We start from the raw sequence: 16,980 nt of genomic DNA, 5'->3' as shown, positions 1-16,980 counted from the left end.
GCTGATAAGCGTTTTTTATTGCGTTGAACCTAGTTATTCAAACTCAGTTATAATAATTCACTGATAAAAACAGCGCATTAAAAAATATTGCTCAATACGAGATAACTGATAGCTGACATAGTAGCCGCTGCAGGCAGTGTCACAATCCAAGCCAAGCCAATCGGCTTCATAAGCTTCCAGTTAGTATCTCTGTTGACGATACCGATACCTAATACCGCGCCTACTAGCGTGTGAGTACTTGATACAGGCAGACCCATCGTCGATGCGCCCATCACCACCGCCGCCGCCGCCAATTCAGCTGAGAATCCTGAAGCTGGATGCATTTTCGCTAGATTGGTACCAACGGTTTGAATCACTTCTTTACCAATGAACCAAAGACCAACGATTAGTGCTACACCAAAAGTCAGCATGACAGCAGGTGGTACAGCAGCTTCAGTAGCGATACTATTGGTACGAATCACATCCATAATGGCGGCAAAAGGACCAACCGCGTTGGCGATATCGTTTGAACCATGACTAAAGGCAAAAGCTGACGCGGTAAAGACCTGCATCCAGCTAAACATAATGAACGTCGCTTTGGTCAAATCTTCTTTGTGCTTACCGCGAATACTCTTGGTATAGATATAGGTCGCTAACCATACTAGCGCCGCTATCATACCCATAATCAAGAAGCCCTGCAGTGTGGTCAGGCCGCTATTAACATTTTTCAGGCCTTTAAAGACGACTAGAGAAGTCATCACCGCACCGCCTGCGGCAGCAATGATAGGTACCCATTGCTTAAGTGCTTTTAGAGTATCAAGGCTACTGCGCTCATTTTCAATATCATAAAGCTTTTTGTAGTAATCAGTTTCTAGGTCTTCAACGATACAATCGTCATCTTTATAGATTTCCTGATCACGTAACATCGCTGACGTATAGGCCAATTGCTCAGACTCTGTCAAACCATCCAAAAACTCTTTATGGTTTTGCTTTAAGACTTTTTTATTGCCTTTTAGCGTCGCAATATAGGCTTCGGTTTTATCATTATATTCAATGATGTTTTTCTTGATTTGTCCATATAAAAGATAAGACAACACGCCACCTAGTAGCGGCGACAGCACCCAAGAAATAGCGATAGTTCCAACCGTTCCCCAGTCTACCGTTGATAGCGCCATGTCCGTACCACCTAACGTGATACCTAAAACAATGGAGCTACCAATCACACCGCCAATAATGGAGTGAGTAGTCGAAACAGGCAGACCTTTTTTGGTCGCAAATAACAGCCAAAATGCTGCTGCAACCAATGCGGAGAGCATGACATAAATGAACTGATTGGGCGTCACTGATAGACCATCTAGATCGACGATGCCGCTTCGAATCGTATCAGTCACCTCCCCGCCTGCAAGGACTGCCCCCGATACTTCAAATATCGCGGCAATACCCAATGCTTGCGGGATAGTCAACGTCCCTGCACCCACCGAAGTACCAAAGGAGTTGGCGACATCGTTACCACCGATATTGAATGCCATAAAGACACCAAAAGCGGTCGCCACGATGAATAGCGTCGTTTGCTGACGCATGGTGTAATCTAAACCCCACCACAAAAAGTAGGAAGTCATCGCAATCAGTAAAATGGCAAAAAATAGATTTATTCTCATAGAGCCAACTGGCTTGACTGACTCTGTAGAACTGCTGCTAATACCCATACGTTAGTACGTCCTGCGTAAGCTGATTAAAATTATATGAGGTTGATAATATTGCGCTGCTACTCACAGTACTTGTTACGGCATCTAATGAAGTAGCATATATAAAATATACAACATGCGATTAGAAGGTCTTAAACCGACTAGAGCGAAAGTAAATAATACATCTCTCAACATGTCACAAAGCCGCAAGTGATATTGCCAAATCGTCTGATTACAGCATCTTGCGGCTTATATATTTCTTAGCGATATTTGTGGTACTACTAACAGCTATTGTAACAATTTTTGTCGTAATTATTAAGTTATCTATACTAAATAACCAAAACACGTTATTTGCTAAATTAAAATTATTATTTAGCAGAAGCTGTTTCGCGCTCTATTATATTAAATATGAGCACATAATGCATGATGATATTGCGAGATTTGTAACTGCGAGTGTATACGGACAAGACCACACTCTGTAAAAGACAGGATAACTCGAATATGTTTCGAGCCATCCTACTTAGGAAATACGTGGAAAATACAATTATATAAATCTATGACAGTCCTTAAACTTCAGGCATCTTTAACAACTACTTGCTTTTGGTGATTGCCGACAACTGCTCTATAGCATGATCTAACACATCTAAACGCGCCTGACGCTTTTCGTTGGTTGCAATAACACACCATGGCGCTGTCGTTGTATCCGTGCGTGCCAGCATATCTGCTGCAGATTGCACGTAGTCTGACCATTTATCACGGTTACGCCAGTCATCATCCGTTAGTTTAAACTGCTTATGCGGTGTTTCTTGACGATCTTCAAACCGTTTAAGCTGCTCTTTTTTATCAATCGCTAACCAATACTTGATAACCAACGTTCCTGCTGCTGCCAAATCCGCCTCGAAACGGTTGATTTCATCATATGCTCGTTGCCATTCATCAGTAGACGCAAATCCTTCGATGCGCTCAACCAACACGCGCCCATACCATGTACGATCGAAAATAGCGATACGGCTAATACGGTTCGTTTGTTCGTCAGGCAATCGCGTCCAGAATCGCCACAAGTAAGGATGCTGGGTCTCATATAACATCGGTGCGCCAATATTATAGATTTGATACTCGCGGGGATCTAGCGGTGCAACTAACCTTTTGATTGCACCGCCCTTGCCAGCAGCGTCCATTCCTTCAAAAGCAAACACCACATGCCGACCTTGGCGTGCACGTAGCAACTCAGCTAGTTTTGCTTGCTTCTCCCCCAATGCCTCACGATAGTCGGACTTACTGATTTTTTTATCTTTAATAGACGTCAGTTGCTTAGGTATCGGTACAGGTTCAAACTGTTTTTGTTTAGTATCTGAGCTAAGTTCCAGTGTCTCGGACTGGAAATGGTTTTCTGACGTTTCCTTGTCATTGTCATCGCTATCTGTCCGACTACTCGCTAGCGCGGTTTGTATAGCATGTAGCACCAAATGACAAAAGTTATCAGCGGCCTCTAACTTATCGTCACCATCAATAATGACCCAATCATCCTGCTGACGCAGCAAGGTCGCAGCCACCTCATTGAACTTCTCGATGACTTGCTTATTATGCCAGTCAATTTGATACAGAAACTGCGGATCTGCCTCATCATCCTTTAAGCGACTGTGCAACGTTTCAATATCGACATGAAACCAACATTTTAATAACTTGGTTTGATTGGCAATGAGATCCTTTTCAAATGCTTTTAGCGTGTCTAATTGCTGCTGTAGATAGTCTTGCCACTGAGCAATAGGAAGCGAATTTTTATCTGTTTGACCTTTATTATTTGATAATGCTTCAAGGTTCTCACTATCTGATGTCGCCAGTCGCATGACGTTGTATAATAAATCAGCATACCAGTTGCCGAAATATACCATGACATCGCCATGGCGCGGCATTGCACTAGTATGCGCTTGCCAAATAGGTTGATAATTCAATGGCGAATGACCGATAGTAGCCTCCACTTTAAGCAGCCTTGGATCCACCCATTGCCTCAACTGTTTAACGGCGGTACCTTTACCTGCCTGCTCCATTCCATTAACTAGCACCAATAGACCTGTTGGTTTATTGAGGGTCGGCGGCGTTTGCTGGCGAGTGGCTTTTAAAGCATACTGAGCTGTTACCAGTGCCAATCTAAGCGAATCCTCATCCAGTGAAAACTGACTCAAAGGATTGGGCTTTAGACGCTGCTCCACAACTTGCTCACTAAATTGTGTACTTACCGCTTGTGGTGCTTTTGGTTCAGTAGTATCATTTTTTTTAGACATGATTACACTCGCTATTATTGTTATTGGGCTGCTTTACCGTTGAGTGACTTATGGGATAGCTCTCGATAAGATAACTCTTAATATTTCTATCTCATCGCTCATTTTTATCTCATTTAATCATAGCACTGCGCCAATCGAGTAAATAATATTGCTGTGTAACAGATTGATATTTGTATTCTTAATTATTTTCTTTTAAGGTGAACACAATTTTGGGTATAGGATAGAACAGTTGTTGAAAACCTTATAACCCTGAATCACAATACTTAAAACAACCATACTTAAATTTGATTACCTTATTTACTTCTACAGGATTCACTGCCATGACCGCTTTAGCTGATTTACAACAGCATTTGACACGATTTTGGGCGATGTCTCATCACCAAGATGATGAATTAAATGCTAAGCTCAAAGAAGTACAATCATGGCAACAAGCTCGCCTCCAGCAGACGCATCGTGAGCTATTTGAACAACCCAAAAACCAATTAATGGCGGATTACTTCCTCACCCAACTGTATGGCGGCGAAGAATTCAAGTTATTGGCAGAGCAGTTAGCACGTATTCTGCCAAAAGCAAAAAAGCTAGAACGTCTTGCCAAAGAGTCAGCTCTAGAGGCTGGTAGCATGGGCATCCAAGCGGCGATTTTTGCCATTGAGCTAGATCTGCATTTAGCCCAGTGGTTACTCGCTCAAGATTTGCCAGTGAACGAAGAGAATATGCTAACCGCCTATCGTACTGTAGATGAAGAAGATGAGCGCCGAGTTCAGATTGCCAATTTAAAAGACGTCTGTTATCGCACGGACAAACACCTAAACTCGTTTATGCTCAAAAAAGCCTTTGCACTAGCAAAAAGTACAGCCTATCGTCACGGTTATCAGCCGCTTTATGATTTTATTGATACAGGGTTTAAGGCCATGAAACCTCTGACCAGCGTCAGCGATTTTATTGAGCCGTTTTGCGAGCGTGAATTGTCTATTATCGATCAGGTTCATGATACGGATAAGGGCAGTAAGCCAGTAGCGTTTGGTGTATCATAAGGTCAGTATGCTAAATAGCCAGTTGACGCTTACTATTTAACGATTTCTTCCGATAAAGACAATCATACGATAAAGACAATCATAAAAATAAATTCTAGGACAACATGATGACTGATAATTCAAAAGATAGCAGCGCTCCTTCTAATCAAGCCACAACGACCAATGGTCATTTGCAAGAAAAACTGGTAAAAGACAGTATTGCTCATAATCAGCAGATTAGCGCGCAGATATTACGCAACCAAACAACCAATGTCGTGCCGAGCAAGAATAATAGCGTTGCTAATGACGACAATAGCGACTTTACTAAAGTTCAAGATCTACCAACTGGAACGCCGCAAGGCCAAAAAACTACTATGCCAAACAACGATCAAACGACTCGCACAAACCCTTCAGAGCAAACCATAAAACAAACGCTATTCAATCAGCGTGATGATATCAATAATCCGCACACGCCTGAAACAGACGGCAACGAGCAGACGCATTTTGGTTATAAGACCGTCAATAAAGCAGAAAAACAAGCACGTGTGGCTGACGTATTCACTTCTGTTGCCAAAAAATACGACATCATGAATGACTTGATGTCATTTGGTATTCATCGTCTGTGGAAACGCTATGCGATTAGCCTATCAGGCGTGCGTGCTGGTCAGCATGTCCTTGATATCGCGGGCGGTACGGGCGATTTGGCCAAAGTATTTAGCCGTGAAGTTGGTAGAAATGGCCACGTGGTACTATCTGATATTAATGCTGCGATGTTAGAAGTGGGCCGTGAGCGCCTAATCAATGCTGGTTGTAATAACGTCGATTTTGTATTAGCTAATGCTGAGACATTGGCCCCTTTTGATGACGAAAGCTTTGATTTGGTGACCATTAGCTTTGGTTTGCGTAACGTCACAGACAAAGATGCCGCGCTAAAGTCTATGTATCGCGTCCTAAAACCAGGCGGTCGTCTCTTGATTCTGGAATTCTCGAAGCCAGTGTTTGAGCCACTATCTAAAGCCTATGATTTGTATTCATTTACCGCATTGCCAGTAATGGGTAAGCTGATTGCTAATGATGCTGAAAGTTATCAGTACTTGGCTGAGTCAATTCGTATGCATCCTGATCAGCAGACACTCAAGCAAATGATGCAACAAGCTGGGTTTGAAAACTGTGATTATCATAACCTGACTGCTGGCATCGTAGCTGTCCATCGCGGATTTAAAGCGTAATGATAGAATAAGATTGGCAAAACCATTACATTTAATAGACCCTATTGAACCTAACACGAACACACGATGCGCTGATGCAGCTAATGCAAAGGCGCTCACTTAACGATGCGAGAGCCTTATGCTGACTGTCCTTCTATTAGCTGGTGCCGAAAAGCTAATCAACATTGCCATTGCTAGTGATGAGATTACCAAAGCAGGTTTAGCACCGCTTGCAGGTAAAGTGTTACGTCTTAATATGGGACTGCCTGAAATTCATTTAGATATCTTGTTTACTCAAGAGCGTTTGCGCTTTGAGCCGGTCACGACGGATAGCGTGTTTGAGCCAAGTGGCCAGATGAATGAGCGCCAAAAAGCCAGCATGGAACGCGCACGTTTTGGTCATAGTCGTCCAGACTGTACTATCACTGTAGATAATGCCGCTCAACTGCTTAATCTAATGCGCGGTGCGGAAGGCAACTTGCCAATCGCTGGTGATTACAAGGTGCTAATGCAGCTCAAACAACTGGTTGCAGGGTTTGATCCTGATGTGGCTGGACAGCTTGAACCATTTATCGGTAAACCCATGGCTAGCCAGTTACATCTTCTTATCTCTCAGTTCAAAGGTAGCTGGCGTCATAGTGCCAAACGTGCTTTTGATGACGTTAGCGATTGGGCCAATGAAGTGGCTGGCAATAGCACACCTGACCCTATCGAGGTGGCTGAAGTAAATGATCTAAAACAGCAACTGTTAAAACTGCGTGTGGACGTCGAACGAGAAGCAGCCAAACTTGCTGCTATCAAAGAAGAGCAAGCGCAGTTTCTTAACAACTCGTTTCATCAATAGCCGATTGCATCCATCATAAATGAATGCTATTACCGATGGCACTATTTATGATTAAGCGCAGCGCTTACCCCATTTTCGTCTTTGTTTAGAGTACCTAACCTCATGCTATTATCGCACCGCGCTCGTCTACTTGAGCTTTGGCGTATCGCCGCAATGTATCGCCTTGATACCCATTTTTCTATCGAAGAAGCACCGCAGCTACAACCTTTGGCGCGATTAATTCGCATGCATCCAGCAGCATGGGGCAAGAAGCACCAACCAAATGCGATTAAGTATGCGCTTGAGGACATGGGTACGCTGTTTTTGAAACTGGGCCAGTTGCTCTCAACGCGTCGCGACTTGGTGCCGCCTGAGATTATCGCTCAATTGATTCAGTTGCAGGACAAAGTTAAGCCTTTCGACGCTGATATTGCTGTCGCTCAAATTCAGCATTCTAAACATGGTCTTGGCCAGTCTATTGAGACCTTGTTTGCCCGATTCGATATCAAACCGTTAGCAGCTGCTTCTATCGCCCAAGTACACACGGCTGCCCTACATGATGGGCGTGAAGTCGTGGTAAAAGTAGTGCGCCCTGATATTCGCACTGTGATTGTTTCTGACTTTGAGCTACTGCGAGAGTTGGCAAGTTGGGCATCTGCTCGTATTGAAGCAGCACGTGCCGTTCATATCATTGATATTGTCGAAGACTATCGGCAAGTCATGCTCAATGAGCTTGATTTGACACTTGAGGCTGACAATACTACTCAGATGCGCAACAACTTCTTGGGTTCAGCACTGATGTATGTGCCTGAAGTTTATGACGCTGCAAAAAACGTGATGGTCATGGAGCGTATCCAAGGCGTCCCTATCTCACAAGTTGAGATGTTTGATCAGTTAGGTTATGACCGTGCAGCGCTTGCAGAGAAAGGCTTAACGATATTTTTTACCCAGGTCTTCCGTGATAACTTCTTTCATGCTGATATGCATCCAGGCAATGTATTCGTAGAGACACCACCTGTGCAAACCTTACATGCAGATATGGCAGCAGTTGATTTAGGTCATGAGCCACGTTATATCGGGCTTGATTGCGCCATCATGGGCACTTTATCAAAAGACGATCAGCTCATCGTGGCACGGATGTTACTTGCCGTAATGAACAATAACTTTACCGCTGTGGTTGATATCGTCAGTCGTGCAGGTTGGATACCACCAAATGCTGATAAACATGCCCTAATGCGTGATATGAAACGTACCGTCGGTCCTATGCTACAAAAATCAATCGATGATATCGACTTTGCGGGCGTACTGATGCAGATTTTGGACATTGCGCGTAGACATCATATGAGTATTCCGCCGCAGCTGATGCTTCTTCTAAAGACTTTGGTCCATGTAGAAGGGCTCGGTCGTGATTTATATCCTGACCTTGATATTTGGTCACTTGCCAAGCCAATTCTAAGCAGTTGGATTAAAGAGCAGTTAGATCCTATGCGTAATCTACAGCAACTGCGCCAACAACTGCCTGAAATGCTACTGTCTACCACTGATATTCCTAAACTATTAGATCAAGGACTACAAAGCCTTGCCTCACAGGGTTCTCGTCAGGACAGTCAATTACGGGAAATACAGCAGATTCGCGCTGACATGCTAAATGACCGTCGCCGCGATTGGTTGGCACTTGCAGGGTTTGCTATTTTTATCGCTATCGCTACGCAAGTCATCGGCTGGCTATCTCCTATATTTTATATACTGGCTGTCTTGGTAGTTGTTTGGAGAATTTTAGCTTAGAAATCAAATTTATTTTTAATCAATCAGTTCAGAAAATTTTTCACAATTTTAGACTTAAACAGAAAATGCGCCTACTTCTAATCAAAAGCAGGCGCATTTTTTTATTGAATACTGATTGCTTATTACTATAACATCTGATCTATTGCCATCTGTGTCAGTACGCGGCCACGAGCAGTACGCAGCACATAACCTTGTTGAATCAGATACGGCTCAATCACATCTTCGAGCGTACCACGGTCTTCAGCCATCGCTGCTGCCACTGCTTCAACACCAGCAGGACCACCATCAAAGCGTTCATGCAATATTTCGATATAACGTCTGTCTAGATGATCAAGACCGCGTCTATCCACTGCCAGCATATCTAGCGCGCTACCTGCAATCGCGCCATTAATACTACCATCGCCTCTTACCTCGGCATAGTCACGCACGCGGCGTAATAGGCGGTTAGCAATCCTTGGTGTACCACGTGCACGGCGCGCAATCTCTACAGCGCCATCTTCACTCATTGGTACACGCATTAGACGTGCTGCGCGACTGACAATCGTCGTTAGGTCTGCAATGTTGTAAAACTCAAGGCGCTGTACAATCCCAAAACGGTCACGTAGTGGTGACGTCAGTAGCCCTGCTCTCGTCGTTGCTGCTACCAAGGTAAACGGCGGCAAATCAAGCTTGATAGAACGCGCAGCAGGCCCTTCACCAATCATAATGTCCAATTGGAAATCTTCCATTGCTGGATAAAGGATTTCTTCAATAACCGAGCTTAGACGGTGAATTTCATCAATAAACAGTACGTCACCTGCTTCTAGGTTGGTCAGCATGGCTGCCAAATCTCCTGGGCGCTCAAGCACAGGCCCTGAAGTAGAACGCAGATTACCACCCATCTCACGAGCGATGATATTGGCAAGGGTCGTCTTGCCCAGACCCGGTGGACCAAATATAAGTGTGTGATCTAGCGCTTCGTCACGGCCACGAGCAGCACCGATGAACACTTCCATCTGCTCACGCACCACCGGCTGACCAATATACTCGGCCAATAATGCTGGTCGGATATTGGCATCAGGAGCGTCACTTGCACCTTCTAGCGGATTAATTAAACGATCTTGCGTCATAGAATTTATCATTGTATTAAAAAATTAGTTAACAAATAGCATAACCAAACGCTGCGCATAAGTCATGCAAAACCTCATTAAGCGAGTACTAAAACGAAAATAAGCGACATTTAATGTCGCTTATTAATTTAATACATTATGTGGTTGTCATCGATAGACGGCTAGTTAATATGAATTAAAAGCCAGATAGTTGCTGTAAAGTAGCTTTTAACAGACCTTGAGTATCAGCAAAAGTATCTCCTTTACTCTTAGCAGCTTTAATCGCCAGCTGAGCTTCTTTTTCTTTGTAGCCCAAGCTAATCAACGCGCCTTCTACTTCAGCGATGATACTACCTTCGTGAGAAATCGTAGTTTCCTGAGGCGTCAATTCAAACGCACCATTATCAACGTCGATATTCTTTAGCTTGTCTTTTAGCTCAATCAATAAGCGTTGCGCCGTCTTTTTACCGATGCCTGGGATGCGAGTCAATGCCGTCTCCGACTCTTGCTCGACGTGCATCTTTAGCTCAGCTGCTGACATTGCAGACAGCATCGCCAAGGCCATTTTTGCTCCAACACCGTTAATTTTAATTAACTGGCGAAAGACATCTCGTTCTTTTCGATCGATGAAGCCGTATAGCAACTGGGCATCTTCGCGAACATGGAAATGTGTCCAAATGCTGGCTTGTTCATTCAGCTGTAACTGACAAAATGAAGGCAATGGCAGTTCGATATCATAACCCACACCAGAGGTCGTCATGATACAAGCCGTCGGTGCCATCAAGTACTGCACCTGTCCGGTAATCAATCCAATCATTATTTACGACCTCTTATGTGGAATATTATAAAATCAGCTGCTATTTTATGATTAACAACTACGTTCTACAACACAGTCTTATTGGTAAAAGTTCACCATACCTTCAAGACTAGTTGGACGAATTTTGTGTGCTTGACCTGCAGAACCAAACGCTTCAAAACGATTGGTACAGATATCTGACATCGCTACCATAGACGCTTTGAAGTATTTACGCGGATCAAATTCACTTGGATTTTTCGCAAGGAATTCGCGGATAGCACCAGTTGATGCCAGACGTAAATCCGTATCGATATTTACTTTACGCACACCATGTTTGATCGCTTCAACAATTTGTTCAACTGGCACGCCATAAGTTTCGCCGATATCACCGCCATTTTCATTAATAACTTTTAGCCATTCTTGTGGCACTGATGAAGAACCGTGCATGACAAGGTGGGTATTAGGAATACGGGCATGAATCTCTTTTACACGCTCAATAGATAAGATATCGCCTGTCGGTGGACGTGTGAACTTATAGGCACCATGGCTAGTACCGATAGCAATCGCTAACGCATCGACATTGGTATCTTTTACAAACTGCTCAGCTTCATCAGCACTGGTCAATAGTTGCTCATGATCTAGCACACCTTCAGCGCCAGAGCCATCTTCTTCGCCAGCCATACCAGTTTCAAGACTACCTAGGCAACCGATTTCGCCCTCTACAGAGACGCCGCAAGCATGAGCCATCTTAACAACTTCGCGCGTGACGCTAGCATTGTAGTCATAATCCATTGGCGTTTTGCCATCTTCACCAAGTGAGCCGTCCATCATCACTGATGAGAAACCTAATTGGATTGAGCGTTGGCAAATAGCTGGTGACATACCGTGATCTTGATGCATTACCACTGGAATATGTGGCCATTCTTCGATCGCAGCGATAATCAAATGACGCAAAAATGCTGACCCTGCATAGTTACGTGCGCCTGCACTGGCTTGGACAATAACAGGTGAATCACAAGCATCCGCAGCCATCATGATTGCACGCATTTGCTCTAAGTTATTGACGTTAAAGGCAGGAACACCATAGCTGTGTTCAGCGGCATGATCTAGAAGTTGACGTAAGGATATTAGGGCCATAAGACGCTCTCTGATTGGATTTTGAATAGTATTTTAAAAAACAGCTTAATAGCAATCATTTCACTGTATATTCGACCATACTGACCGTATATAGGCTAGTGAAAGTCTGAATGATATTGGATATGATTACCACGCGGTGATTATAGCAAAAATTGTTCTGTCTTCGTAGCGGTTGACCGACTATTTGTCAGTCTATACCGTCTCTTAATATCAATTTAACTTTTATAAACTGTCACTTTATAAACTGCCACAATGACATATAACGCAAAAAGCCTTGGCAATCACCAAGGCTTTTCTAGTATTTTGAGGCTTATAAAGCAATGACTCTTTTTAGAAATTATTTACCGATGAGTATCTATTAATCAATAGCATACCAGCAAATCAGTCATTATAGTGCTTAGTTATCGCGTAGCTTAGTACTGTTGCTCTGCATCAACTGCAACATCATTTGCGCCATCAGCAACAGCGTTAGCGCCATCAGCAACAGCTTCAGCAGTATTTTCAACCGCTGTGTTAGTGCTTTCAGCAATAGCATCGCCAGTGTTTTCTAGAGCGTCTGTCGCAGCTGCACCAGCAGTGTCAGCGCCTTCGGCAACTTCAGTACCAGCGTCTTGAGCAGCAGCTTCAGCTTCAGCAGCAGCAGCGTCTGTTTCAGCGGCAGCAGCATCAGCGTTTGCAGCAGCATCATCGCCAGCAGATTCAACGGCAGCTTCAGTGTTTTCTTCTGTTTGTTGGCTACATGCAGTGATTGCAAAGGTACCAGCAAGTACGCTAGCAAGTAATAAATGACGTTTTAACATAATAAACCTCTCATAAATAATGCATGTCAAAATACATGGTCGCGCTATTTTATAGAGTGCGAATCAGACATGCAATAATAATTTTCAGTATATAAATAAATAATTACTGCTTAATAATAATCGATGGCTATTGCACTTACTTATGCTAATAAAAACAAGTAAATCAACAGCCAAAATATTATTTTTACAGACTACCTTAGTTATTTAAAGTTAGTTGTACGTCTAATGTTACTAAGCTACAGAGTATCGTTAATTAGTTAGGCATCTATTTGCAGCGCAGCGACTGCCGGAAGTACTTTACCTTCAACAAACTCTAAAAACGCGCCACCACCCGTTGACATATAGCTCACACCGTCAGCAACTTGATATTTATCGATGGCCGCTAACGTATCACCGCCGCCCGCGATAGAAAAACCATCGCTGTCTCTTACAGCAGTAGCTAATATCTGTGTGCCTTGCCCGAAAGCATCGACTTCGAAGACACCCACTGGACCATTCCACAAGATAGTTTTTGCATTAATAATGGCATCGGCAAGCTGTTTTGCGCTTTCTGGTGCGATGTCCAATATCATGTCATTTTCACCAATCGCATCAACTGATTTGATCGTTGCAGTGGCTTTTTGCAATGAGCCAGTAAAGTCAGCGAAATCGATGTCGTGTTTATCAGCGACTACGACGTATTCAGGCAGTAAAATTTCTGTCTTGGTCATAATATCACGTGCAGTATCAAGCAAATCTGCTTCGTACAATGAGGCGCCAACACTGTGTCCTTGTGCTGCTAAGAAAGTATTAGCAATACCGCCACCAACGATAATCTGTGTACAGACTTCAGCCAAGCTGTGTAAAACTTCTAATTTGGTTGATACTTTTGACCCACCAACGATGGCAAGCATTGGCTGTGCTGGTGTTTCAAGCGCTAGGCTTAAAGCATCAAGCTCAGCGGCTAACAATGGCCCTGCACAAACAGTTTTGTCTGCTTGACGCATCGCTTGCGTAACGCCTTCTGTTGATGCCTGTGCACGGTGCGCTGTACCAAAAGCATCCATCACAAACACATCGCATAAATCAGCATACTTTTTCGCTAGCGTGGCATCGTTTTTCTTTTCACCGTCATTGAAGCGTACATTTTCTAATAGAACCACTTCGCCCGATTTTACATTGGCACCTTGGGTAAGGTAATCACTATTAAGACGTACAGATGTCGATAATTGCGAGCTTAATTTTTCCGTTAAATAGTCAGCAACCGGTGCCAATGAATATACAGCTTCAGGATTGCCTTCTGTTGGGCGGCCTAAATGTGAGCAAACAATTACCGCAGCACCTTTTTCGAGCGCCATTTTGATGGTAGGAAGACTGGCTTGCAAGCGCGCATCGCTCGTGACCTTACCGTCTTTAATAGGCACATTTAAATCTTCTCGAATCAAGACCACTTTATCCGTTAAGTTCAACTCACTCATACGCAAAAAATTCATTACCTGCTCCTATGCATCAATATATCTGTTAATTTGCGATTACTGTCGTTACTGATGTGACCATTATAGTCAGCTCTATATAAATCGGATTCAGTGCTAAGCTCGATCAATCTACTATTTTGTAGCATTCTCGCTCGCCTGCCATATAGCCAAGCTATTTTATACCCGTGCTATATAGTCACTATCAGCTTTATTGCTTTTTAATGTCTTTTTAACGCTTGGCTCTGACACCTCTCAAACCACTCTGATGAGTCGCTCAAGTAAGCAGAATTCAGCGGCGGTGTATTCTACCAGTTTTCTACCACAGTCTCACAAGCAACCTGACACAAATTTCAGCACGTTTAAAATATTTAGTCTAAATTCTCAGACCGTTATTCGATGGCAACAATTGCGGTTGCTAGCTTCAAGCATAGTCAATAAACCGTAACATTTCGTGGTGGTACTCAGCAGTCAAGCTCTTTATGATAGAAACATTGACAATAAAAATAATCCATTAGGAGAAAATAATGAGCATCAACTTAGACACTGCTAAACAAAACCTATTAAAATTACAAGATGAGTACGAATCTCGAATTGATAAGATAGAAGATCATATTCAGAATCCGCAAGATGATCTCAATGAACATTGGGAAGATCAGGCCATATCCTATCGTCAAAACGACATGCGCAAAAATTTGATGAGCGAGGCACGTCAAAGCTTAATCTATGTCGAAAATGCATTGAGTCGAATTGAAAATGGTACTTATGGCGAGTGCGAAGTCTGCGGTGAACAGATCGAAGAGCAGCGCTTAGAAGCGCTACCCTATGCCACCTTATGTATGGAACACGCTGAGTAGCGCTGTCATATTAATACTCTATTGTAAGAGTATTGCTACTTTAAAACCTCTCTAAGAAGCGTGCTTCAAGTAGGTATTTTCCATCTAGAAAATGCCTGCTGCCATTCATGACAACGCTGCGCTATGTCTGCTACTGGCAAGTCCATAATATCCCCAACTACTGCCACAAGCGCAATGGGCAAATCTACTAACTCTGAGACATTTTCTGCGGTTAACCCCCCTATCACACAGATTGGTATGCCTTGTTGACACCCTTCCACAAGCTGCTGACGTGAAATGATATTAGCATTTGGCTTAGTCGTAGAAGTAAATACAGCACCCATCGCAGCATAACTTGCGTCATCATTTTTTGCTTCTTTAATCAGCTCTATATCACCATGGCAGGTACGACCAATGATTTGATACGGTGATAGGGATTGCAGAGCATCACCGATACTGCCGTCTGTTTGACCAAGATGTACCCCAACGCCAAGCTTTTCGGCTAACTTCACGTCATCATTAATAACAACTGGCACGTTGTACGTTTTAGCTAACTCGACGATTTTTTGCGCCTCATCAAAGAGCTTCAAAGCTCCATCAGGCAGACTAAGAATTTGCTTACGACGAATTTGTAGTAACGCAATCAATCCTGTCGATAAGGCTGCCTCTAGCTTTTGATACAACAGCTCAAATTCATCATCGTTGGTCAACAAATATAGCTTAGGCATAACTGAGGAGAGTAGTGAATGACCCATAGCGTGTATCCTTAATTCTTGAATTCAACACAATAAAAAAGCCGTTATATGATATAACAGCTTTTTTATATATTTAGAATAGCAAACTTACACTGTACGGCGTGTAGCCAAACTATTTAAGATATTTTTAGCATCGCCCCAACGTGTTGCTGAGCTGTTTGCCCCTAAAATAACGATAATCGCAGGACGGTTATTGACACGAGTTTCCATTACAACACAACGTCCTGCTTCATTGATAAATCCTGTCTTAGAGATACCGATTGGATAGCTGCCGTCACGGACCAACGTGCTAGTATTACTGGCTTTATAGGTACGGTTACCACTTGAGTAGTTTGAGACAAAAAAGTCATAGCTCTTAGTGGTAGAAAAACGACGAATAACATCATAGTTACCAGCAGCACGTACCATCTTGACCAAATCTTTTGAAGAAGCTACGTTACGCTTATCAAGTCCAGTTGGATCACCAAAAAATGCCGTATTCATGCCCAAATCTTGCGCTTTACGATTCATCGCACGCATAAAGGCATCATAGCCACCTGGGTAGTTACGTGCCAGACTCTTCGCCGCTGGATTTTCAGACTTCATCAACGCCATCAATAGCATCTCAGCGCGGTTTAAACGATCACCTGATTTCAAACGTGAGCTTGCACGCTTTGGACCAACAAAATCTTCTGGATCAAGCGTGATTTCTTCACGCATATCAAGACCGGCATCCAACACGACCATCGCCGTCATGACTTTAGTGATACTGGCCATCGGGCGTGCGATATCAGCATCTTTTTCGTAAATAGATTCGCCAGTTTCAGCATCGATCACCGCAACACTACGTGAATCAGTACTAATCGGAATCATATCGCTGCTACCAAATGCCCCGCGATAGGTTGTGTTATAGCGAGCACTATTGGTGTTATTACTACTAGCAAAACTATTAGTATTCGTAATATTGGTAGTACCATAGCCATTATCGACTTTCTTAATAGCAGAGCCGTTGGACTTGTACATTATGTTGCGGGCTTCAGACAAACTATCAGCGCCGCCCCAACTCAGGCGTGCACTAGAGGCAGTGTCAGTGCTACCATTAATTGTAAGTGCGGCTTGTGCAACACTGCCCAAACTCAATGAAATCATAGCAGCGATCAATTGCTGTTTGGTTAATGGTAGTTGCTTCATTATGCCTCCTGCTGTCGCTATTACGCCAGTTACATATTGTCTGACGCCAAAAACGTACGTAGCGTTTATAGATGTGTTTGTAAGTACTCACATAGAGCTTTTGTATTTTTAGTGTATCATGGTTTACATTTAAGTTTAATCTATCAAACTGATTTAGTAGTTTTTTTTGGCT

At 43.3% G+C, this 16,980-nt stretch carries 14 protein-coding genes; 5 read left to right on the top strand and 9 right to left on the bottom strand.

Going from position 1 to position 16,980, the window contains the following annotated elements; all coding sequences use genetic code 11:
* Positions 1-77: 77 nt before the first annotated feature.
* Positions 78-1,685, bottom strand: coding sequence for an inorganic phosphate transporter (locus tag ACTXGF_RS18015; protein WP_101206393.1), 1,608 nt, complete (start codon positions 1,683-1,685; stop codon positions 78-80).
* Positions 1,686-2,254: 569 nt separating this feature from the next.
* The gene (locus ACTXGF_RS18010; protein WP_443533869.1) at positions 2,255-3,946 is read right to left on the bottom strand and encodes an ATPase; all 1,692 of its coding nucleotides are present in this window, start codon (positions 3,944-3,946) and stop codon (positions 2,255-2,257) included.
* Positions 3,947-4,266: 320 nt separating this feature from the next.
* On the opposite strand from ACTXGF_RS18010, the gene ACTXGF_RS18005 reads away from it, so the two are divergent.
* The 4 genes from ACTXGF_RS18005 to ACTXGF_RS17990 all read left to right on the top strand — a co-directional run bounded on the left by ACTXGF_RS18005 (position 4,267) and on the right by ACTXGF_RS17990 (position 8,775).
* Positions 4,267-4,980 (top strand): FFLEELY motif protein, encoded by a 714-nt coding sequence (locus ACTXGF_RS18005; RefSeq protein ID WP_443533871.1) that lies wholly within the window; start codon positions 4,267-4,269, stop codon positions 4,978-4,980.
* A gap of 104 nt (positions 4,981-5,084) precedes the next feature.
* Positions 5,085-6,188, top strand: a complete 1,104-nt coding sequence (gene ubiE / locus ACTXGF_RS18000) for a bifunctional demethylmenaquinone methyltransferase/2-methoxy-6-polyprenyl-1,4-benzoquinol methylase UbiE (RefSeq protein WP_443533873.1) — start codon at positions 5,085-5,087, stop codon at positions 6,186-6,188.
* 118 nt (positions 6,189-6,306) lie between these two features.
* Positions 6,307-7,011, top strand: coding sequence for a ubiquinone biosynthesis accessory factor UbiJ (locus tag ACTXGF_RS17995; protein ID WP_443533875.1), 705 nt, complete (start codon positions 6,307-6,309; stop codon positions 7,009-7,011).
* A 102-nt stretch (positions 7,012-7,113) separates the two neighbouring features.
* Entirely contained in the window at positions 7,114-8,775 is a 1,662-nt protein-coding gene (locus ACTXGF_RS17990) for an ABC1 kinase family protein (RefSeq protein WP_443533877.1), read from the top strand.
* 125 nt (positions 8,776-8,900) lie between these two features.
* Here the strand turns inward: ACTXGF_RS17990 and ruvB are convergent, their stop codons facing one another.
* The 5 genes from ruvB to ACTXGF_RS17965 form a co-directional block, all read right to left on the bottom strand.
* On the bottom strand, positions 8,901-9,884 hold the full coding sequence (gene ruvB / locus ACTXGF_RS17985; protein WP_057760949.1) for a Holliday junction branch migration DNA helicase RuvB: 984 nt from the start codon (positions 9,882-9,884) through the stop codon (positions 8,901-8,903).
* A 175-nt stretch (positions 9,885-10,059) separates the two neighbouring features.
* Positions 10,060-10,680, bottom strand: coding sequence for a Holliday junction branch migration protein RuvA (gene ruvA, locus ACTXGF_RS17980; protein WP_191113941.1), 621 nt, complete (start codon positions 10,678-10,680; stop codon positions 10,060-10,062).
* A gap of 78 nt (positions 10,681-10,758) precedes the next feature.
* Entirely contained in the window at positions 10,759-11,796 is a 1,038-nt protein-coding gene (gene fba / locus ACTXGF_RS17975) for a class II fructose-bisphosphate aldolase (protein WP_057760953.1), read from the bottom strand.
* Between the two features lie 413 nt (positions 11,797-12,209).
* On the bottom strand, positions 12,210-12,596 hold the full coding sequence (locus ACTXGF_RS17970) for a hypothetical protein (protein WP_201567361.1): 387 nt from the start codon (positions 12,594-12,596) through the stop codon (positions 12,210-12,212).
* Between the two features lie 257 nt (positions 12,597-12,853).
* On the bottom strand, positions 12,854-14,068 hold the full coding sequence (locus ACTXGF_RS17965) for a phosphoglycerate kinase (RefSeq protein WP_443533879.1): 1,215 nt from the start codon (positions 14,066-14,068) through the stop codon (positions 12,854-12,856).
* A gap of 506 nt (positions 14,069-14,574) precedes the next feature.
* Between ACTXGF_RS17965 and ACTXGF_RS17960 the strand changes: the two genes are divergently transcribed.
* Positions 14,575-14,904 carry a TraR/DksA family transcriptional regulator gene (locus ACTXGF_RS17960; protein WP_443533881.1) on the top strand — a complete coding sequence of 110 codons (330 nt, stop codon included), beginning with the start codon at positions 14,575-14,577 and terminating at the stop codon, positions 14,902-14,904.
* A gap of 65 nt (positions 14,905-14,969) precedes the next feature.
* Here the strand turns inward: ACTXGF_RS17960 and ACTXGF_RS17955 are convergent, their stop codons facing one another.
* On the bottom strand, positions 14,970-15,638 hold the full coding sequence (locus tag ACTXGF_RS17955) for a thiamine phosphate synthase (RefSeq protein ID WP_443533882.1): 669 nt from the start codon (positions 15,636-15,638) through the stop codon (positions 14,970-14,972).
* 87 nt (positions 15,639-15,725) lie between these two features.
* Positions 15,726-16,808, bottom strand: a complete 1,083-nt coding sequence (locus ACTXGF_RS17950; RefSeq protein WP_057760963.1) for a serine hydrolase — start codon at positions 16,806-16,808, stop codon at positions 15,726-15,728.
* Positions 16,809-16,980: the final 172 nt, after the last annotated feature.

The sequence above is a fragment of the Psychrobacter sp. 1Y6 genome (assembly GCF_052258385.2).
Taxonomy (GTDB): Bacteria; Pseudomonadota; Gammaproteobacteria; order Pseudomonadales; family Moraxellaceae; genus Psychrobacter.
This window is presented reverse-complemented; position numbering and strand designations above follow the sequence as displayed.